Annotated in this window: 18 protein-coding genes; 14 read left to right on the top strand and 4 right to left on the bottom strand. The window is 63.6% G+C overall.

All coding sequences use genetic code 11. The features are described from left to right. Nucleotides 1-8: 8 nt before the first annotated feature. The 3 genes from xdhB to uraH are packed head-to-tail and all read right to left on the bottom strand — an operon-like array spanning nt 9 to nt 4217. Nucleotides 9-2360 carry a xanthine dehydrogenase molybdopterin binding subunit gene (gene xdhB, locus NKI54_RS11345; RefSeq protein ID WP_352691496.1) on the bottom strand — a complete coding sequence of 784 codons (2352 nt, stop codon included), beginning with the start codon at nt 2358-2360 and terminating at the stop codon, nt 9-11. Then, the gene (xdhA, locus tag NKI54_RS11340) at nt 2360-3841 is read right to left on the bottom strand and encodes a xanthine dehydrogenase small subunit (protein WP_352634922.1); all 1482 of its coding nucleotides are present in this window, start codon (nt 3839-3841) and stop codon (nt 2360-2362) included. Before xdhA ends, xdhB begins: the two co-directional genes overlap by 1 nt. Nucleotide 3842: 1 nt before the next feature. Continuing rightward, the gene (uraH, locus tag NKI54_RS11335; protein WP_352620696.1) at nt 3843-4217 is read right to left on the bottom strand and encodes a hydroxyisourate hydrolase; all 375 of its coding nucleotides are present in this window, start codon (nt 4215-4217) and stop codon (nt 3843-3845) included. 172 nt (nt 4218-4389) lie between these two features. On the opposite strand from uraH, the gene puuE reads away from it, so the two are divergent. From puuE to NKI54_RS11270, 13 genes are all read left to right on the top strand, one after another. Then, the gene (puuE, locus tag NKI54_RS11330) at nt 4390-5823 is read left to right on the top strand and encodes an allantoinase PuuE (protein ID WP_352634920.1); all 1434 of its coding nucleotides are present in this window, start codon (nt 4390-4392) and stop codon (nt 5821-5823) included. A gap of 63 nt (nt 5824-5886) precedes the next feature. After that, nucleotides 5887-6735 carry a bifunctional allantoicase/(S)-ureidoglycine aminohydrolase gene (locus NKI54_RS11325; protein WP_023676221.1) on the top strand — a complete coding sequence of 283 codons (849 nt, stop codon included), beginning with the start codon at nt 5887-5889 and terminating at the stop codon, nt 6733-6735. Beyond that, nucleotides 6732-7235: an ureidoglycolate lyase gene (locus tag NKI54_RS11320; RefSeq protein ID WP_352634918.1), complete on the top strand. Its 504-nt coding sequence runs from the start codon at nt 6732-6734 to the stop codon at nt 7233-7235. The genes NKI54_RS11325 and NKI54_RS11320 overlap by 4 nt, the downstream gene beginning before the upstream one ends. Beyond that, nucleotides 7235-7828, top strand: coding sequence for a nucleoside deaminase (locus tag NKI54_RS11315; RefSeq protein WP_352634916.1), 594 nt, complete (start codon nt 7235-7237; stop codon nt 7826-7828). Before NKI54_RS11320 ends, NKI54_RS11315 begins: the two co-directional genes overlap by 1 nt. A gap of 85 nt (nt 7829-7913) precedes the next feature. Next, complete coding sequence (locus NKI54_RS11310) at nt 7914-9896, top strand: CocE/NonD family hydrolase (RefSeq protein ID WP_352634914.1); 1983 nt, start codon at nt 7914-7916, stop codon at nt 9894-9896. Nucleotides 9897-10050: 154 nt separating this feature from the next. Continuing rightward, nucleotides 10051-11640: an ABC transporter substrate-binding protein gene (locus tag NKI54_RS11305; RefSeq protein ID WP_352590913.1), complete on the top strand. Its 1590-nt coding sequence runs from the start codon at nt 10051-10053 to the stop codon at nt 11638-11640. A gap of 16 nt (nt 11641-11656) precedes the next feature. Next, the gene (locus NKI54_RS11300) at nt 11657-12616 is read left to right on the top strand and encodes an ABC transporter permease (RefSeq protein ID WP_352590910.1); all 960 of its coding nucleotides are present in this window, start codon (nt 11657-11659) and stop codon (nt 12614-12616) included. 10 nt (nt 12617-12626) lie between these two features. Next, the gene (locus NKI54_RS11295; protein WP_352590907.1) at nt 12627-13451 is read left to right on the top strand and encodes an ABC transporter permease; all 825 of its coding nucleotides are present in this window, start codon (nt 12627-12629) and stop codon (nt 13449-13451) included. Beyond that, nucleotides 13451-15136, top strand: a complete 1686-nt coding sequence (locus NKI54_RS11290; protein ID WP_023676216.1) for an ABC transporter ATP-binding protein — start codon at nt 13451-13453, stop codon at nt 15134-15136. Before NKI54_RS11295 ends, NKI54_RS11290 begins: the two co-directional genes overlap by 1 nt. Before the next feature lie 93 nt (nt 15137-15229). Beyond that, nucleotides 15230-16069, top strand: a complete 840-nt coding sequence (locus NKI54_RS11285; RefSeq protein WP_352634912.1) for an alkaline phosphatase family protein — start codon at nt 15230-15232, stop codon at nt 16067-16069. A gap of 131 nt (nt 16070-16200) precedes the next feature. Continuing rightward, complete coding sequence (locus NKI54_RS11280; protein WP_352452243.1) at nt 16201-16764, top strand: sigma-70 family RNA polymerase sigma factor; 564 nt, start codon at nt 16201-16203, stop codon at nt 16762-16764. Then, complete coding sequence (locus NKI54_RS11275; protein WP_352634910.1) at nt 16761-17429, top strand: anti-sigma factor; 669 nt, start codon at nt 16761-16763, stop codon at nt 17427-17429. The genes NKI54_RS11280 and NKI54_RS11275 overlap by 4 nt, the downstream gene beginning before the upstream one ends. Continuing rightward, a complete protein-coding gene (locus tag NKI54_RS11270) occupies nt 17419-18858 on the top strand; it encodes a S8 family serine peptidase (protein WP_352634908.1) in 1440 nt (479 codons plus the stop codon). Before NKI54_RS11275 ends, NKI54_RS11270 begins: the two co-directional genes overlap by 11 nt. A gap of 5 nt (nt 18859-18863) precedes the next feature. Here the strand turns inward: NKI54_RS11270 and NKI54_RS11265 are convergent, their stop codons facing one another. Beyond that, nucleotides 18864-19358 carry a DUF8737 domain-containing protein gene (locus NKI54_RS11265; RefSeq protein WP_352691491.1) on the bottom strand — a complete coding sequence of 165 codons (495 nt, stop codon included), beginning with the start codon at nt 19356-19358 and terminating at the stop codon, nt 18864-18866. A 79-nt stretch (nt 19359-19437) separates the two neighbouring features. Between NKI54_RS11265 and NKI54_RS11260 the strand changes: the two genes are divergently transcribed. Continuing rightward, entirely contained in the window at nt 19438-20346 is a 909-nt protein-coding gene (locus NKI54_RS11260; protein ID WP_352568409.1) for a LysR family transcriptional regulator, read from the top strand. Nucleotides 20347-20408: the final 62 nt, after the last annotated feature.

The raw sequence follows: 20408 nt of genomic DNA, 5'->3' as shown, positions 1-20408 counted from the left end.
TCCGGGATTCAAGTGCCGGTCCTGGCTTCCCGCTTCAGCCGTTCGATCGCCATCAGCACACGCTCCGGCGTGGCCGGCGGGTCGAGGCGCGGGCAGATCTTGTGGCTGGCAACGCTCGCCACTGCGTCCGACAGCGCATGCAGCACCGACATTGCGAGCGGAAAGGGCGGCTCGCCGACCGCCTTGGAGCGGTGCACCGTCGGCTCGCCTGCTTGCGCCCAGTCGGCCAAAGTCACATTAAAAATCTTCGGCCGGTCCGACGCGAGCGGGATCTTGTAGGTCGATGGCGCATGGGTGCGCAGCCGCCCCTTGTCGTCCCACCACAGTTCCTCCGTTGTCAGCCACCCCATGCCTTGGATGAAGCCGCCCTCGATCTGGCCGAGGTCGATGGCGCGGTTCAGCGAGCGGCCGGTTTCGTGCAGGATGTCGGTGCGCTCGACGACATATTCGCCGGTCAGCGTATCGACCGAGACTTCCGAGCACGCGGCGCCATAGGCGAAATAGTAGAAGGGATGGCCCTCGCCCTTGTCGCGGTCCCAATGGATTTTCGGCGTCTTGTAGAAACCCGCCGCCGAAAGCTGGATGCGCGCCATATAGGCCTGCCTGACGAGATCGGCGAAGGCGATCTCCTGGTTGCCGATGCGCACGCGGTTGGGCAAGAACAGCACCTGGTCCCGCGGCACCTGGTATCTCTCGACGGCAAAATTGATCAACCGGTCCTTGATCTGGCGGGCGGCATTCTGCGCCGCCATGCCGTTGAGGTCGGAGCCGGAAGACGCGGCGGTGGCCGAGGTATTCGGCACCTTGCCGGTCGTCGTCGCGGTGATCTTGACCTGATCGAGGTCGATCTGGAACTCTTCCGCCACAACCTGCGCCACCTTGACATAGAGGCCCTGCCCCATCTCGGTGCCGCCGTGGTTCAGATGCACCGAACCATCGGTATAGACATGCACCAGCGCGCCGGCCTGGTTGTAATGGGTGGCGGTGAACGAGATGCCGAACTTGACCGGCGTCAGCGCCAGTCCGCGCTTGATGAAGCGGCTGTTGGCATTGAAAGCATCGATGGTGCGGCGGCGCCTCGCATAGTCGGAACTCGCCTCCAGCTCGGCGACGATGCGGTGGATGACGTTGTCCTCGACCGTCTGGTGATAGGGCGTGATGTTGCGGTCGCTGGTGCCGTAGAAATTCTTCTTGCGGATTTCGAGCGGGTCCTTGCCGACGGCAAACGCGACTTCGTCGATGACGCGCTCGGCGCCGACCATGCCTTGCGGGCCGCCGAAGCCGCGAAAGGCGGTGTTCGATACCGTGTTGGTGTAGAGCGGCGCCGATTGCGCGTGCACCGCCGGCCAGAAATAGGTGTTGTCGCAATGGAACAGTGCGCGGTCGGTGACCGGGCCGGAGAGGTCGGCCGAGAAGCCGCAGCGCGCCGCGAACATGAAATCTACGCCCAGAATATTGCCCTCGTCGTCGAAGCCGACCTCGTAGTCGACGAGGAAATCGTGGCGTTTGCCGGTGGCGATCATGTCGTCGTCGCGGTCGGGCCGGATTTTCACGGCCCGATGATGTTTCTTCGCGGCGATAGCGGCCAATGCCGCAAACTGATTGCCTTGCGTTTCCTTGCCGCCGAAAGCGCCGCCCATCCGGCGGATTTCCACCGTCACCGCGTGGCTCGGAACACCGAGCGCGTGGCTGACCATGTGCTGGATTTCGCTCGGGTGCTGGGTCGAGGAATAGATGGTGACGTCGTGGTCCTCGCCAGGAATGGCCAAGGCGATATGGCCTTCGAGATAGAAATGCTCCTGGCCGCCGATGCGCATTTTTCCCTTCAGCCGGCGCGGCGCCGCCTTGATCGCAGCCGCTGCATCACCGCGCTTCAGCGTCAGCGGCGGCGTGACCAGCTTATCCATCCGTGGATCGAGCTCACCGACATCGGCGACGAACGGCAATTCCTTGTATTCGACCTTGGCCAGCCTCGTTGCACGGCGCGCCTGCTCGCGGGTTTCGGCAATGACGCAGAAGATCGGCTGGCCAAAGAATTGTACCTTGCCGTCGGCCAGCACCGGCTCGTCGTGACGGCCGGTCGGCGAAATGTCGTTCTCGCCTGGCACGTCGCTCGCCGTCAGCACGTCGATGACGCCGGGTGCGGCGCGCACCGCCGACAGGTCCATGCTGGTGATGGTGGCATGCGTCGCCGTCGAAAGCCCAAGGCAGCCGTGCAGCGTGCCGGCCGGTTCCGGCATGTCGTCGATATAGACGGCCGTGCCACTGACATGCTTGTGCGCGGAATCATGGCGCTGGTCGGTGGCGACGCCGCCGGCGATTTTTTGCGCCTTCAGGTTTGGGGTGGCGTGCTTGTTCATCATGCCGCCTCGTGCCGTGATACCTGGATCGGCGCCCGGGTGCCGGTGGTTTCGGCAAAGAAGCGCAGCAGCAGGTTGCGCGCCGCCAGCGCCCGGTATTCGGCGCTTGCCCGCATGTCGGTCAGCGGCGTGAAATCGCCGGCGTACGCGGCCATCGCCGCCTCGACCGTCGCTTCCGTCCACGGCTTGCCAAGCAATGCCTTTTCCACGCCAAAGGCTCGCTTCGGCGTTGCCGCCATGCCGCCGTAGGCGATGCGCACATCCGCCACCGTGTCATCCGCGGCGAGCTTCAGGGTAAACGCCCCTAGCGCTGCTGTGATGTCTTCGTCGCGGCGCTTGGTGATCTTGTAGACGGCAAATTTCGTCTCGCTACCTGGCACCGGGACATGCACGGCCTCGACGAATTCGCCGGGCTGCCGGTCCTGTCGGCCATAGGCGATGAAAAACTCCTCGAGCGGGATCGTCCGCCGCTTGTCGCCGCGGCGCAGCGTCAGGCGGGCACCGAGTGCGATCAGCGGCGGCGGCGTGTCGCCGATCGGCGAACCGTTGGCGATATTGCCGCCGATGGTGCCCATGTTGCGCACCTGATCGCCGCCGATGCGATCGAACAGCGGGCCGAGCGCCGGGATGCGTTTCGCCAGCGTCGAGAAGGCTTCGCTATAGGTGACACCGGCGCCGATCGAGATGACGCCCTTGTTCTCGGAAATCCCGCACAGACCATCGAGATTGCCGATGAAAATCGCCGGCGCGATATCGCGCATGTGCTTGGTCACCCAAAGGCCGACATCGGTCGAACCCGCGACGATAGTGGCGCCCGGCTCCTTGACCAGCACGCTGGCCAGATCGTCGGCATTGGCCGGCACGATCAGCCGCTTGTTGCCGGAGCCGATCTCGATGCGCGAACCGTCCTTCATCGCTTCGAGCTTGGTCGTGACTGCCTTGCGCTCCGCCGCCAACGGATCCTTTGCCGCCGAGCCGTAGCTGGAGATGGCACGTGCGGCGCGCATGATCGCCTCGTAGCCGGTGCAGCGGCAGAGATTGCCTTGCAGCGCCTTTTCGATGGCGGCGTCCGACGGCTCCGGCGCCCGCATCCACAGAGCATAAAGCGACATGACGAAACCCGGTGTGCAGAAGCCGCATTGCGAGCCGTGGAAATCGACCATCGCCTGCTGCACGGGATGCAGTTTTCCTGCGTCGCCGCGCAGATGCTCGACGGTCACGACATGCGTGCCGTCTAGCGAGCCAAGGAAGCGGATGCAGGCATTGACGCTTTCATAGACCAGTGTTCCACCGGAGAGCCTGCCGACCAGCACCGTGCAGGCGCCACAGTCGCCCTCGGCGCAACCTTCCTTGGTGCCGCGCAGCGAGCGGTCGAGCCGCAGCCAGTCGAGCAGTGTCTGGTCGGGCGCGACCGTGCCGAGCGCGACGTCCTCGCCATTGAGGATGAACCGGATTTCGTTGCGTGTCTTGATCCCGGCCATCTCAGCTTCCCCGGTAAGTCGAATAGCCGTAAGGCGACATGAGCAGCGGCACATGATAGTGCACCGGCTCGGCCATACCGAAGCGGATCGGCACATGGTCGAGGAAGGCCGGTTCCGGCAGTTTTGTCCCTTGCCGGCGCAGATAATCGCCAGCCGCAAAGACCAGCTCGTATTCGCCGGTACGGAATTCCGCGCCGGCAAGCAGCGGAGCATCGCAACGGCCGTCATCATTGGTGACGACCGTTTTCAGATGCGTCCGGGCCTGACCGTCAAGATGATAGAGCTCGATCGACAGACCGGCCGCCGGTTTGCCGGCCGCAGTGTCGAGGACGTGGGTCGTCAGGCGCCCGCCTTCGGCTTTCGACGTTTCCGCCACTGGCTGCTCCATTCCCTGCACAGTCGAACACTATTCATGAATTGTGCGCCAATTAAAGGCGATGCATAAGTCCCGGTCGAGCGGAGCGCGACAAAAACACTTTCAAAAATTTCGGGGGAATGCGCAGGCACTCCTTTCGACTATCCTGATCACAATTCCGGCAGGAGCGAGAATGCGTTACGAACGAGACATGCGGGGCTATGGAGCCAATCCGCCGGATCCGAAATGGCCCGGCGGGGCGCATGTCGCGGTGCAGTTCGTCGTCAATTACGAAGAGGGCGGCGAGAATTGCGTCCTCCACGGCGACAAGGCTTCGGAGGCTTTCCTGTCGGAGATCGTCGGCGCCGCGCCCTGGCCCGGCCAGCGCCACTGGAACATGGAATCGATCTACGAATACGGCGCCCGAGCCGGCTTCTGGCGATTGCTGCGCCTGTTCAGCGAGGCACAGGTGCCGGTCACCTGCTACGGCGTCGCCACGGCCCTGGCGCGTTCGCCCGATCAGGTTGCGGCGATGCAGGAGGCCGGCTGGGAGATCGCCTCGCACGGGCTGAAATGGATCGACTACCGCGACCATACGCCAGAAGACGAGCGCCGCGACATGGAAGCGGCGATCCGGCTGCATTATGAGGTCACAGGCACGCGGCCGACCGGCTGGTACACCGGGCGCACCTCGATCAACACGGTGCGGCTGGCGGCGGAAGAGGGCGGGTTCGACTATGTGTCGGACACCTATGACGACGAACTGCCCTACTGGTTCGAGCATGTGTCACCGGACGGGTCGGCGAAGCCGCAGCTGGTCATCCCCTATACGCTCGACGCCAACGACATGCGCTTTGCCACGCCGCAAGGCTTCAACTCGGGCGACCAGTTCTTTGCCTATCTCAGGGATAGTTTCGATACGCTCTATGCCGAGGGCAAGGCAGGACGGCCGCGCATGATGAACATCGGCCTGCACTGCCGCCTCGTCGGCCGGCCGGGCCGGGTCGCGGCACTGAAGCGCTTCATCGACTACGTCAAATCACACGACAAGGTCTGGCTGGCACGGCGCATCGACATCGCAAAACATTGGCAGGAGACGCATCCGTTCCGGTTGCCGGCGCTGCGCCCGTCGAAAATGGAATTCGAGGCCTTCGTCCATACATTTGGCGGCGTGTTCGAGCATTCGCCGTGGATTGCCGAGCGCGCTTATGAGCTGGAGCTCGGCCCGGCGCATGACAGTGCCGGCGGCCTGCACAATGCGCTCTGCCGCGTCTTTCGCGCGGCAAGCGAGGCCGAGCGGCTTTCCGTGCTCAATGCGCACCCCGACCTTGCCGGAAAACTGGCGCAGGCCAAGCGGCTGACGGCGGAATCGTCGAGGGAACAGGCTTCGGCCGGCCTCGACGCGCTGACCGACAAGGAGCGCGAGCTGTTCGCAAAACTCAATGCCGCCTACGTCACCAGTTTCGGTTTCCCCTTCATTATTGCGGTGAAAGGCAAGACCAAGGGGGAGATCCTGGCCGAGTTCGAGGCGCGTATTGGCAACAGCCACGATGTCGAATTCGAAACCGCCTGCAGACAGGTCGAGCGCATCGCGCTGCTTCGTCTCAAGGACATGCTTCCGCAATAGGCTTTGGCTGCCGCGATAGGCCCTGGCTTCCGCAACAGGCTTGAATTTATGGATATGATGAAAATGGCCGAGCGAACCTATTATGCGCCGCAGGGCGGACATCCCGGCCAGAGCGAATTGCTGACCGGCCGCGCTGTGTTCACACAGGCCTATGCCGTCATCCCCAAGGGCGTGATGCAGGACATCGTCACCAGCGCCTTGCCGTTCTGGGATGGGACACGCGTCTGGGTGCTGTCGCGGCCGCTGTCGGGTTTTGCCGAGACGTTTTCGCAATATATCGTCGAGCTCGCGCCTGGCGGCGGCAGCGACCACCCTGAGCTTGACGCCGCCGCCGAAGGTGCGCTGTTCGTGGTCGAAGGCGAGCTAAGCGTTTCGCTTGCCGGCAAGAAACATAGCTTAAGGCCGGGCGGCTTTGCCTTCCTGCCGCCGGCGAGTGGGTGGACGGTGCACAATGAAAGCGGCGCCGCCGTCCGCTTCCACTGGATCCGCAAGACTTATGATGCAGTCGACGGCATCGAGCCGCCGCAAGCGTTCTTCGTCAACGAACAGGACATCGCGCCGACGCCGATGCCGGGTACCGAAGGCCGATGGGCAACAACGCGCTTCGTCGATCCGGCCGATATGCGCCATGATATGCATGTCACCATCGTGACGCTCGAGCCGGGCGCGGTCATTCCTTTCGCCGAGACGCATGTCATGGAGCACGGGCTCTATGTGCTGGAGGGCAAGGCGGTCTACCGCCTCAACCAGGACTGGGTCGAGGTCGAGGCCGGCGACTATATGTGGCTGCGAGCCTTCTGCCCGCAGGCTTGCTATGCCGGCGGGCCAGGCAAGTTCCGCTACCTCCTCTACAAGGACGTCAACCGCCACGCCAAGCTTGGCAGCGCCGGCGTCGCGAGACCTACACCATGACCCGCATCGTCGCGCGGCCGCTGACCCGCGAGAATTTCGCCGAATTCGGCGACGTCATCGATATGGGCGGCGACAACCATTATTCGATCAATGGCGGCAAGGCCGAGCGCTACCATGACCTCGCCACCGCGGAAGCACGAGGGCCGAATGCGCGCGTGCTGATCTCGATGGTGCGTGGCACGCCCTATGAGCTGCCGTTGAAGCTGACCATGGTGGAGCGCCATCCGTTTGGCAGCCAGGCCTTCATCCCGCTGTCACCACGGCCGTTCCTGGTCGTCGTCTGCCATGACGGCGAGGAAGGCCCGGGCGAGCCGCATGCCTTCATCACCGCGCCCGGACAAGGCGTCAACTATCCGCGCAATTTGTGGCACGGTGTGCTGACGCCGATCGGCGATGTCCAGGATTTTGCGGTCGTCGACCGTGGCGGTGACGGCTCCAACCTCGAAGAGTGCCACTTCTCGCACGCCTACGAGATTCATCTTCCCGATGGGAGCCGGTGATGGCTGACATTTCGCTGATCGACCGCCTGCTCGATGTCATAGAGCACGACATCGTGCCGAAGACCGCCGAAGGCGTCGCGCATGGCAACAAGCTGTTCGGCGCGGCGATCCTGCGCAAGGACGACCGCTCGCTGGTGCTTGCCGAAACCAATAACGAGACCGAAAACCCGCTCTGGCACGGCGAGGTGCACTGCCTGAAGCGCTTCTACGAACTGCCGAAAGCCGAGCGCGTCGACACCAGGGAGGCTATCTTCCTCGCCACCCACGAGCCCTGCTCGCTCTGTCTGTCGGCGATCACCTGGACCGGCTTCGACAATTTCTTCTATCTGTTCAGCCACGAGGACTCGCGCGACAGCTTCGACATCCCGCACGATTTGAAGATCCTGAAAGAGGTCTTCACCCTCGATCCCGGCGGCTACAATGCCGAGAATGCCTATTGGAAGAGCTTTTCGATCCGCAAATTGGTGCGCTCGCTGCCGGACCCCGAGCGCGGTCGGCTGGAAGCGCGCATCCACACAATATCAACGCGCTATGACGAATTGTCCGGCGCCTATCAGGCCGGCAAGGACGAAAACGACATTCCGCTGAATTGACGCGGATTGACCAGCCGAATTCGTTGACTGGCCCATGACGCGCTCCCACGGGCTCCATCATCTGGCGCTCCTGGAGTTCGCCCGCATGAAAATCGTCACTGAATTCCCCCGAAAGATCGTCGAATTTCCGGATATGGGGATCATCATGCCGGACGGCTGCCGGCTGTCGGCGCGGGTGTGGATGCCGGCCGATGCTGCCGACGACCCAGTGCCGGCAATCCTCGAACACCTGCCCTATCGCAAGCGCGACGGCACGATCTATCGTGATCAGCTGACGCATCCCTATTTTGCCGGCCACGGCTACGCCTCGATCCGCGTCGACATGCGCGGCAATGGCGATTCCGAAGGGCTGATGGACGACGAATATTCCGAGCAGGAATTGCAGGACGCTTGGGACGTCATCGCCTGGGCGGCGGACCAGCCCTGGTGCAACGGCAATGTCGGCATGATGGGCATTTCGTGGGGCGGCTTCAACTGCCTGCAGGTGGCGTCTAAGCAGCCGCCGGCGCTGAAGGCGGTCATCAGTCTCTGTTCGACGGTCGACCGCTATGCCGACGACATCCACTACAAGGGCGGCTGCCTGCTGATCGAGAATTTCGGCTGGGCCTCGACCATGCTGTCCTATTCGTCAAGGCCGCCGGATCCGTTGCTGGCCGGCGACAACAGATGGCGCGACCTGTGGCTGACCAGGCTGGAGAACCAGCCCTTCCTGGCACCGCTGTGGCTGAAGCACCAGCATCGCGATGCCTATTGGAAGCGCGGCTCGATCTGCGAGGACTATTCCGCCATCCATGCCGCGGTGCTGTCGATCGGCGGCTGGCATGACGGCTATCGCAATACGATTTCCCATCTCGCCGCCAACATCCAGGCGCCGGTCAAGGGCATCGTCGGCCCGTGGATCCACAAATACCCGCATTACGCCGCGCCCGAACCGCGCATCGGCTTCCTGCAGGAGGCCTTGCGCTGGTGGGACCGCTGGCTGAAGGACATCGACACCGGCGTCGAGGCCGACCCCGCCTACCGCGCCTATGTCATGGACAGCGTGCGTCCGGCGCGCTGGCATCCCGAGCGGCCGGGCCGCTGGGTCGCTGAATCGGAATGGCCGTCACCCAACATCAAGACGCAAGAGGTTGAGCTTATCGCTGAAGGCAACCACGCTATCGTCGTTTCGCCGCAAAGCTGCGGCCTCGCCGGCGGCGAATATTTCCCCTTCACCTTTGGACCGGAACTGCCGGGTGACCAGCGCCCCGACGATGCGCTGTCGGTGTGTTTCGACCAGCCGGTGCTGACCGAAACGGTCGACATTGTCGGTGCTCCCGAAGTTGTGGTCAGGGTCTCGTCGGACCGGCGCCAGGCGAACATCGCGGTTCGGCTGTGCGACGTCCATCCGGACGGGGCATCGGAGCTGATCTCGTACGGCGTGCTCAACCTGACGCATCGCAACTCGCACGAATTTCCCGAAGCGCTGGTGCCCGGCGAAACCGTCAGCGCCCGGGTGGTGCTCGACCAATGCGCCTATCGCGCGCCGGCCGGCCACCGCTTGCGCGTTGCCATCTCCAACAGCTATTGGCCGATGATCTGGCCGTCGCCGGAGCCGGTCCGGCTGGAATTGTCGGCCGCGACATTGATGCTGCCGCTGCGCCCGCCGGCGACAGGCGATGAGGTCACCTTCCCCGCCCCCGAAAGCGCCACGCCCTGGGCAACCGAAACGGTCCGCGCCGCCAATTCCGAGCGTCATGTCGATCGCCACGAAAAGACCGGAATGACCACGCTTTCCATCGTCGACGATTTTGGCGAGGTGCGCGACCTGGGGCATGGCCTCGCCAATGGCAGCGTCGCCAGAGAGACATGGGCGATCCATCCCGACAATCCGCTGTCAGCGTCGGGCAAGACGCATTGGACCCAGACGCTGTCGCGAAATGAATGGTCGGTGCGCACCGAAACCTTCGCCGAAATGCGCTCCGACGCGCAAAGCTTCATGGTTAGCGCCAGAATCGAAGCCTACGAAGGCGAAAAACTGGTCTTCGAGCGCAACTTCGAGGAGAAAATCCCGCGCGCATTGCTTTGAGCGCTTATAGCGATTGGTCCAATTGCGACGCACGATTTACGCCACGGCATGTCGCATTCGGTCTTGCTTACGGCTTTCCCTTACGGTCATTATTCTCCCGATAGAAATGAGAAAAACGACCATAAGGTCGGACCAACAGAGTGAGGAACTCAACATGTCGAACGAACTGGAATATCTGAGCCGGCGCGTTGCGTCCGGCAAGCTGAGCCGTCGCGATTTTCTCGGCCGGGCGGCAGCGCTCGGTGTCACCGCAACCTTCGCCAACTCGCTGCTTTCAAACGCGGCGCGTGCCGCAGGCCCGGTCAAGGGCGGCACGCTGAAGGCCGGCCTGGTCGGCGGCTCTTCGGCCGACAGCCTCGATCCGGCCCTGTTCCTGACCCAGGTGCCGTTCGCCTTCGGCAAGATGTGGGGCGAACTGATCGTCGAGCTTTCCCCGGAAGGCACTCTCGAGAACCGCATCGCCGAGGAGATCGGCTCGTCGGACGACGCCAAGACCTGGACGCTGAAAATCCGTGACGGCGTCGAATTCCACAATGGCAAGACGGTGACCGCCGAGGACGTGGCCGCCACGCTCGAACGTCATTCGGACGAAAAGTCGAAGTCCGGCGCACTCGGTTACATGAAGGGCATCGAGAGCATCAAGGTCAGCGGCAAGGAAGTCGTTCTGACGCTGAAGGAGGCCAATGCCGACCTTCCTTATCTGCTCAGCGACTACCACCTGATCATCCAGCCGAACGGCGGCAAGGACAAGGCCGACGCCGGCATCTCGGCCGGGCCTTACAAGGTCACTACCAACGAGCCTGGCGTGCGTCATGGCGGCGAGCGTTTCGCCAACTACTGGCAGAGCGACAAGATGGGCCATGCCGACCAGGTCGAGGTCATCGTCATTAACGATGCCACGGCGCGGACGGCCGCCCTGCAGGGCGGACAGGTCAACATGATCAACCGCGTCGAGCCGAAGATCGTCGACCTGATCAAGCGTCTACCCGGCGTCACCATCCGCAACCATGCCGGCCCTGGCCACTACGTCTTCATCATGCACTGCAACACCGCGCCATTCGACAATAACGATCTGCGTATGGCGCTGAAGCTGGCGATCGACCGCGAGGAGATGCTCGACAAGATCCTCAGAGGCTACGGCTCGCTCGGCAACGACTTCCCGATCAATGCGGCATACCCGCTGTTTTCCGATGATATCGAGCAGCGCAAATACGATCCCGACAAGGCAAAGTTCCACTTCAAGAAGTCGGGCCATGACGGCTCAATCTTGCTCAGAACATCGGACGTCGCCTTCCCGGGCGCTGTCGACGCCGCGCAGCTCTATCAGCAGAGCGCGGCCAAGGCCGGCATCACGCTGGAGATCAAGCGCGAGCCGGGCGACGGCTACTGGAACGAAGTCTGGAACAAGCAGCCCTTCTGCGCGTCCTACTGGGGCGGACGCTCGACGCAGGACCAGATGTATTCGACTGCCTACCTGTCGACGGCCGACTGGAACGATACGCGTTTCCTGCGTCCGGATTTCGACAAGATGGTGCTGGCGGCACGCGCCGAGCTCGACAACACCAAGCGCAAGGCGATGTATCGCGACATGGCGATGCTCGTTCGCGACGAGGGCGGCCTCATCCTGCCGATGTTCAACCAGTTCATCGACGCGACGGGCGCCAAGGTTGCCGGCTGGGTCGACGATCCGCATCAGGAGCTGATGAACGGATACGCTCTGGCAAAGTGCTGGCTCGAAGCCTGAGCCCGGCCTTGCGGATATGTCCTCACCCATCGTGAAACTTGTGGCCCAGCGCATCGCGCTGGGCATTCTGCTGCTGTTGGCCGTTTCGGTCCTGATCTTCGCCGGCACCCAAATCCTGCCCGGCGACGTCGCGCAAGCTATCCTCGGACAGTCGGCGACCCCGCAGTCGCTCGCCAATCTGCGCGAGCAGCTCGGTCTCAACGATCCGGCCTATATCCGCTATTTCCGCTGGCTCGGCGGCGTGCTCACCGGCAATCTCGGCACGGCGATGTCGAGCGGGCAAGATATTGCGACCTCGATCAAGGGGCGGCTGTGGAATACGTTGTTCCTCGCCTTCTGGGCGGCGATCGTGGCGGTGCCACTGGCGATCATCCTCGGCCTGATCGCAGTGCGCTACCGCAATGGCTGGGTCGACAAACTGATTTCCGGATTGGCGCTCGCCTCGACGTCCTTTCCCGAATTCTTCATCGGTTATGTGCTCGTCTATTTCTTCGCCGTGAAGTACCAGATCTTCCCGGGCATCTCGACCGTCTATGACGGAATGCCTTTCGGCGAACGCATTCTGGCGATCACGCTGCCGGCGGCGGCGCTGACCCTGGTGGTGCTCGCCCATATGATGCGCATGACGCGCGCCGCGATCCTCAACGTCATGCAGTCTGCCTATGTCGAGACGGCGGAGCTCAAGGGGCTGTCGGCCTTCGCCGTCATTCGCAGGCATGCCTTTCCCAATGCGATTGCACCTATCATCAACGTCGTCATGCTCAACCTCGCCTACCTGATCGTCGGCGTTGTCGTCGTCGAAGTGATCTTCGTCTATCCAGGCATGGGGCAGTATCTCGTCGACCACGTCACCAAGCGCGACGTGCCGGTGGTGCAGGCGGTGGGGCTGATCTTTGCCGCCGTTTACATCAGCCTGAACATCATCGCGGACATAGCGGCGATCGTCGCCAACCCGCGCCTCAGACATCCGAAATGAGGGGGCGGGTATGCTCGTCATAAAACGCATCCCCATCCCGGCGCTGATCGGGCTAGTGCTGACGGCATTGTTCGTGCTGGCGGCGATCTTCGCGCCATGGATCGCGCCGCATGGAAATGGCGAGATCATCGGCGATGTCTGGGAACCAATGTCGGCGACGCATTGGCTGGGCACCGACAATCTCGGCCGTGATCTGTTGTCGCGCATGATTTACGGCGCCCGCATCACCCTGTTCATCGCGGTGCTGGCGACGGCGCTGTCGTTCTCGCTCGGTGCCATCCTCGGCTTCTCGGCCGCGGTGTTCGGCGGCTGGTTCGACACGCTTCTGTCGCGTCTCGTCGATCTCCTGATGTCGATCCCGACATTGATTATGGCGCTTGTCGTGCTGTCGGTGCTGCCATCCAATTTGGTGACGCTGATCTTGGTCATGGGCGTTCTGGATTCGACCCGCGTCTACCGCCTGTCGAGGGCGGTCGCCGTCGACATCAACGTCATGGATTATGTCGAGGCGGCCAAGCTGCGCGGCGAAGGCAGCGGTTGGATCATCTTCCGCGAGATCCTGCCCAATGCGCTGTCGCCGCTGGTTTCTGAACTCGGCCTGCGTTTCATCTATGCCGTACTGTTCCTGTCGACGCTCTCCTTCCTCGGCCTTGGCGTGCAGCCGCCTAGCGCCGATTGGGGCGGCATGGTCAAGGAAAACAAGGACGGCATCGTCTTCGGCATAGCCGCCGCCCTCATTCCGGCGGCGGCGATCGCCGCACTGGCGATTTCCGTCAATCTGGTCGCCGACTGGGTGCTCAACCGCACGACAAGCCTGAAGGGAGGACGCGGGTAATGGCTGACAAGCAACCGAAGCCCGGGCAACCGAAGCCCGGGCAACCGAAGTCCGGCGTGCTGCTCGACATTCGCAATCTGCGCATCGAGGCCACGGTATATCCGCCGGGTGAGGCGCCGAAGAACATCGTGCTGGTGCACGATGTCTCGCTGACGCTGGAGAAGGGCAAGGTGCTTGGCCTGATCGGCGAGTCCGGCGCCGGCAAATCGACCATCGGCCTGTCGTCGATGGGCTACGGCCGCGGCGGCGTGCGCATCACCGGCGGCGAGGTCATCCTCAATGGCCGCGACATCCTGAAGGGCGGCAACGAAGGGTTTCGCAAATTGCGCGGCCGCGAGGTCTGCTATGTCGCGCAATCGGCGGCAGCCGCTTTCAATCCGGCGCACAGGCTGATGGACCAGGTGGTCGAGGCAGCACTCCTGCACGGCACGGCGACGCGGGCCGAAGCCGAAAAGCGCGCCGTGGCGCTGTTCAAGAAGCTCAGCCTGCCGAACCCCGAAAGCATCGGCGAGCGCTTCCCCCACCAGGTCTCGGGCGGTCAGCTGCAGCGCGTGATGACGGCAATGGCGCTGTGCTCGGAACCCGACCTGATCGTCTTCGACGAGCCGACCACGGCGCTCGACGTGACGACGCAGATCGACGTCTTGGCGGCGATCAAGGATGCCATCCGCGACACGCATGTCGCGGCGCTCTACATCACTCACGACCTTGCCGTCGTCGCCCAGGTCTCGGACGAGATCATGGTGCTGCGCCACGGCCGGCTGGTCGAATGGGGCGGCACCCGCCAGATCATCAAGGAGCCGCGCCAGGAATACACCAACGCGCTGGTTTCGGTGCATGAGATCGAACACCAGGAGCAGAAGCCTGGCACGAGCCCGTTCCTGTCGGTCAAGAACATCACCGCCGCCTATGGCCGCAGTCACATCAAGGTGCTGAAGAACGTCTCGATCGATATTTTCCCCGGCCAGACGCTGGCGGTGGTCGGCGAGTCCGGCTCCGGCAAATCGACACTGGCGCGCGCCATCACCGGCCTCTTGCCGCCCGAACAAGGCACCGTCACCTTCGACGGACGGCCGCTCGCCAACCGGCTTGCCGACCGGCCGAAAGAGGATCTTCGCCAACTGCAGATGATCTACCAGATGGCCGACGTGGCGATGAACCCGCGCCAGACGGTCGGCACCATCATCGGCCGGCCGCTGGAATTCTATTTCGGTCTGCGCGGAAGGCAACGTGACGCCCGTGTCGCGGAACTGCTCGACAAGATCGAAATGGGCAAAGGCTATGTCGACCGCTATCCGGCCGAGCTTTCGGGCGGCCAGAAGCAGCGCGTCTGCATCGCCCGCTCGCTCGCCGCAAAGCCGAAGCTGATCATCTGCGACGAGGTGACCTCGGCGCTCGATCCGCTGGTCGCCCACGGCATACTGGAGCTGCTCCTCGGGCTGCAGAAAGAGGAAAACGTCGCCTATCTGTTCATCACCCACGACCTGGCCACGGTCAAGTCGATCGCCGATTCAATCGCCGTGATGTATCGCGGCGAAGTGGTGCGCTACGGCGCCAAGAGCACCGTGCTGACGCCACCCTTCGATGCCTACACCGATCTTTTGCTATCGTCGGTGCCAGAAATGGAGATCGGCTGGCTAGAGAAAGCGATCAAGGGACGGCGCATGGCCAGCGCGGGGAACTAGCGGGCCGCCCTTTGCGCCCGACGATCCTGTCCGGGCGTGGATTGAACGGCAGGCCCGCCCTGACTTTTCCGATTAAGCCGCATGGAGGCGCCCTTGGCGCTCAACACAAAACTATTGCTCATCATCCTCGACGGCGTGCCTTACCGGAACTGGCGACGGCTGATGGGCAATCTCGAAGGCTGGGTGCAATCAGGCGAAGCCCGCGTGTGGAAGATGCGCTCCGTGCTGCCGTCGACCTCGGCATCCTGCTATGCCTCGATCCACACCGGCGTGCCGCCTCAAGTGCACGGCATCCTGTCCAACGAGAACCGGTTTCGCGTCGAACAGCCGGACATCTTTTCCGAAGTCAGCAGGGCCGGCGGCAAGACCGGTGCGGTCACCCACTCCTACTGGTCCGAATTCTTTCGGGCCTATCCGTTCGACCTGGTCGAGGACATGGAGTTCGACCAGCCGGGCAGGCCGATCAGCCATGGCCGGTTCCACACCATGACCGGCTACAATGCCAGGAACCAGATGACGCCGAGCGACGTCGACCTGTTCGCGACGTTGACCATGCTGACCAGGCGCTACGGCATCGACTACGGCATCCTGCACAGCTGCACGCTGGACTCGATGGGCCACCGCTTCGGCCATGACTGCCACGAGATGGATCATGCCGTCTATGCAATGGACGCCATGCTCGCCGGCTTTCTGCCGCGCTGGCGGGAAGCCGGCTACGAGGTGATCGTCACCGCCGATCATGGCCAGACCGATCGCGGCCATCATGGCGGCCACGACGAGGAGATGCAGGATTTCGCACTTTACTACTTCGGATCCGGCGAGGGTCCGGAAGCCAATACGCTGCTCGATCAGCTGCAGCTCGCGCCGACGGCGCTTGCGCGCCTCGGCGTGCCGGTGCCGGCGACGATGAAGGCCGAGCCATTCCTGAGCTGAGCGCGCCCTCTTCTCCCTCTGGCAACGCTCCCGCTCTTCAGTTAGCCTCCGCAAATATACGGGCGGATGCGGTGAACCTTTTTGGGCCGATCAGCGACAGAGCAGGCAGGAGCCAGGCGGCTCGACCGGCGATGACGGCCGCGGAGACCGATCGCGCGCTTGTCGAGCGGGTCGCGAAAGGTGACCGTGCCGCCGTGCGGCTCCTGTTCATGCGCCACCACGCGCGGGTCTACCGCTTCGTGGCACGCCAGACGGGATCGGAACTGATGGCCGACGATATCGCGAACGAGGTGTTCCTCGAACTCTGGCGGCAGGCACCGGCCTTCGAGGGGCGCTCGGAGGTCTCGACATGGCTGCTCGGCATTGCCCGCTTCAAGGCGCTGTCCCTGCTGCGCAAGAAGAAGGAAGACTGGATCGACGACGATGACGCGGCCCAGGTCGCCGACGGCGCCGACACGCCGGAAGTCGTGACGATGAAGGAAGACAAGGCCGCCGCCTTGCGACGCTTTATCGATGCCATGCCGGAAGAGCACCGCACGGTGATCGACCTTGCCTATTATCACGGGCAATCGGTGAGCGAGATCGGCGAGGTACTCGGCATCCCGGTCGCAACGGTCAAGACCAGGATGTTCTACGCCCGCAAGAAACTCGGCGAAGCCCTCAAGGCCGCCGGTTACGACAGGGGGTGGCCATGAGCGCCGCTGAAAAAATGTCACGCCGCGACGAAATGGAAATGCTGCTGCCGTTTTATCTGAACGGCTCGCTGGAGGGCACCGAGCTCGAAGCCATCGAGGAATGGCTGGCGAGCGATCCGGCGGCGATGGCCGCACTAGGCGAGGCCGAGGCCGAATTCTCCGGCACCGCTGCCGCAAACGAGGCAATCCGCCCGCCGGCCGATGCGCTCAGCCGCTTTGCCAAGGCGCTCGACGCCGAGGCCGGCCCGTCCGGCGCGCCTGCGGCATCGTCCTGGCTGGCGCAAGCCTGGAGCCGCTTCATGGCGGTGCCCGCCGGGGTCGCCTGGGCCGCGGCCGCGGTGCTGCTGGCCCTGGTCGTCGCGCAATCCTTTGTGCAGACCGGCAACAGAGGTGGCGATTTCGAGATTGCCGGATCGGAGGACGATCTGGCCAAAATGCCGTTTGCCCTTGTGAAGTTCAAACCGGATGCGAAGCTGTCCGACATCATCGCTTTTCTCGACCAGAACCAGTTGAAGATCGCCGGCGGGCCGACCGCCGACGGCGTCTTCCGCATCGGCGTCCCGGCCAAGACCGCCGCCGACTATCAGAAGCTGCTTGGCCTTATCGCCGCCCAGCCTTTCACCGAAGCTGCCCTGGAGGGAAGGAAACCGGCTGATGGCGGCTGAGGCGGTCATTCGATTGACGGCGGCGATGACAATCTTCGCCGCGTCCGCAATGGCGCAGACCAATGACCCGAACCTCACCCAGGCTGAGATCGACTGCCTGAACGGGGGAAATGCTGCCAACGCCGACTGCGCCAAGGATGGCGGCGCCGTGAAGGATGGCGGCAAAGCGCTGGCTCCTGGAATAACGGGCGCGGTTTTTCTTCCGGACTTGATTGTCGACCTGTTCCCCAATCCTGCCGTAGTCACCGAGGCGCCTATACCTCCTGGCAATACTGCAACCCCACCCGCCGTCGCGCCGGCAATACAGGCTGCCGCGCCGGGCGGTCCGGTCGTAGCACCCACCGATCTTGTGGCAACCGAGCCGCCGCGCGCCGTGATCGGCGATTTCGTGTCCGACGAGGTGCTGGTCACGGTCAATGGCGATGCCGGCGCGGTCCAGCAGATCGCCGCCTCGTTCGGCCTCGAGATACGCTCGCAGCGGCAGTCGCGGCTGCTCGGCAACACGCTGGTGCGCTTCGGCATTCCCGATGGCCGCCCGGTCGGCGTCGTGCTGGCGCAACTTGCCGCCGACGGCCGTACGTTGCGGCGTGAGGCCAACCATGTCTACTCGCTGCAGCAGGCGGCCAGCATCGTCAATTATGCGTTCGAGCGCATCGCGCTCGATGCCGACAAAGCCAGCGGCGAGAATGTGCGCGTCGGCGTCATCGACACCGGCATCGACGACGGCAATCCGGCGCTCTCCGGCGTCATCGCCGGGCAGTTCGATGCCATGCCCGACGTGCCGATCAAGGCGCGCGACCACGGCACTTCGGTCGATGGACTGATTGCTGGCACCGGCGCGTTCAAAGGTATGGCGCCGGGCGCCAGGATCTATCACGCCCGCGCCTTCGAGGGCGGCAAGTCGACCATGGACGTCATCCTTTCGGCGCTCGACTGGGCGGCGGAGCAGGATGTCCGCATCATCAATATGAGCTTCGTCGGTCCGAAGAACGACCTGCTCGGCATCGCCTGCCGCAATGCGCGCGCGCTCGACATCGTGCTGGTCGCGGCCGCCGGCAATAACGGACCGAAGGCGCCCTATGGTTATCCGGCCGCCTTCGATGGCGTGATCGCGGTGACGGCCACCGATGCCAAGGACGGGCTGATGCCGCAGGCCAATCGCGGCGCCTACGTCTTCATCTCCGCTCCCGGCGTCGAGATGGTGGCGCCGAGCGGCGCCGGCTCCGATGTGGTGACCGGAACTTCCTTTGCAGCGGCGATCGTGACCGGCGCGATCGCCAATCTGTTGCATGCCGCACCCGACCGCTCCGCCGACTGGGTCGAGAAAGCACTTGCCGCCACGGCAAAGGATCTCGGCCCCAAGGGGCGCGACAATGATTTCGGCTTTGGGCTGCTGAATACCAAGGCGGCCGAGGCGGCGAAGGAATAGCCCGCTCAAGTCGCGTTTTGCTGAGGACGTAGCAGAAAATAGAATGCGGCGATGTGCGTTGTCATCAGCAGCGGTACGTAGATGATCGGGATCGCGTAGGTGGCGCCCAGTTCGCCTGCGCGTGCAGGAAGGCCGATCTGAATGGCGTGGTAATAGTCGACGATGAGGTCGACCGTCCCTGCGACATTGAAGGCGACGACCAACGGCCAGAAGAGCGGGCGTATCCTCACCGTGAGCAGCGCCAGCATGGCCAGCACGCCAGTCGCGAAATCGCCGTAGGCGGCGAATACGGCGAAGTCGGTGGGCAGATTGGGGCTTACGACACCTGGAACCATGAAGACGAGCCCGAAGAAGCGGAAGCTGTGCAGCGTGGCGATGGCGCGTTGCGCCGCGACCCGGTCCATCGACCTGAGCCACGGCAAACCGTACGCGCCGAAGCAAAGCAGCCACGCGACGTAGCCGAGAACAAGGTGGGTTTGGAATACCATTTCCGTGGACATTTGGCTTCCTCAACAGTTGATTCACGCGGCTTTAAGCCCGCTACCGCAATTCGACTATCCGGTGTAATCACAACAACCTATGAAGCAGAACTACACAGTCCGACATGGTGCGCTGGAGGGCGTCGAGGCGTTCCTGGCCGTCGCCAGGCGCCTCAGCTTCCGCCGTGCCGCCGCCGATCTCGGCGTGACGCCATCCGCCGTGAGCCAAGCGGTGCGCGCGCTGGAAGCCCGTCTGGGCACGGCGCTGTTCGTCCGCACGACGCGGAGCGTTGGTTTAACCGAGCCTGGCCAGCGATTCCTCGACCGTGCCGGCCCGGCATTCGAAGAGCTTGTCGCGGCCGGCGAGGCCGCCCGCGATATCGGCCAGCGGCCGACCGGTCTGCTGCGCCTGTCTGTGCCCCGCGCTATCGTGCCGCTGATGCTGGAGCCGCTGATCGCGTCGTTCTGCCAAGCCTATCCTGAGATCGAACTGGAGATCGCCGTGAGCGACCAGATGGTCGATCTCGCGACCGGCGGGTTCGATGCCGGCATCCGCCTCGGCCAGCTCATCGCCGCCGACATGGTCGCGGTGCGGCTGACAGCGCCGTTCTCGTTCGTGGTCGTCGGCAGCCCTGACTATCTTGAGCGCCACGGCCGTCCCGAGCGTGTCGACGACTTGCGCCACCACGCCTGCTTACGCTTGCGCCGCTCGAATGGCAGCATCGCGCCCTGGTCGTTCATCGACGGCAACGGCGCGATCGAAGCGGTCGTCTCAGGCCCGCTGATCGCGCACGACTATTCGACGTTGGTCGGGGCTGCGTTGCGGGGCGTCGGGCTGGCGCAGACACCGCGACCACTCGCCGAAGGTCTGATAGCCGAAGGAAAACTCAAGTCGGTACTGGACAGCATCGCCACGACGACGCCGGGTGTCTTCCTCTATCATCCCGGCAAGCGCCAAGTCCTGCCGAAGCTGCGCGCCTTCATCGATCACCTCAAATCCGCGGCCTGAGACCAGGACGCACCCGCTGGTGCTGGCCAACAGCCGCCAAGAGTCGACCTTGGTCGTTCAGA

The organism is Mesorhizobium sp. M0663, assembly GCF_040320585.1.
GTDB lineage: Bacteria > Pseudomonadota > Alphaproteobacteria > Rhizobiales > Rhizobiaceae > Mesorhizobium.
Note: the sequence above shows the minus strand (reverse complement) of the source record. Positions and strands in the feature narration are given on the sequence as shown.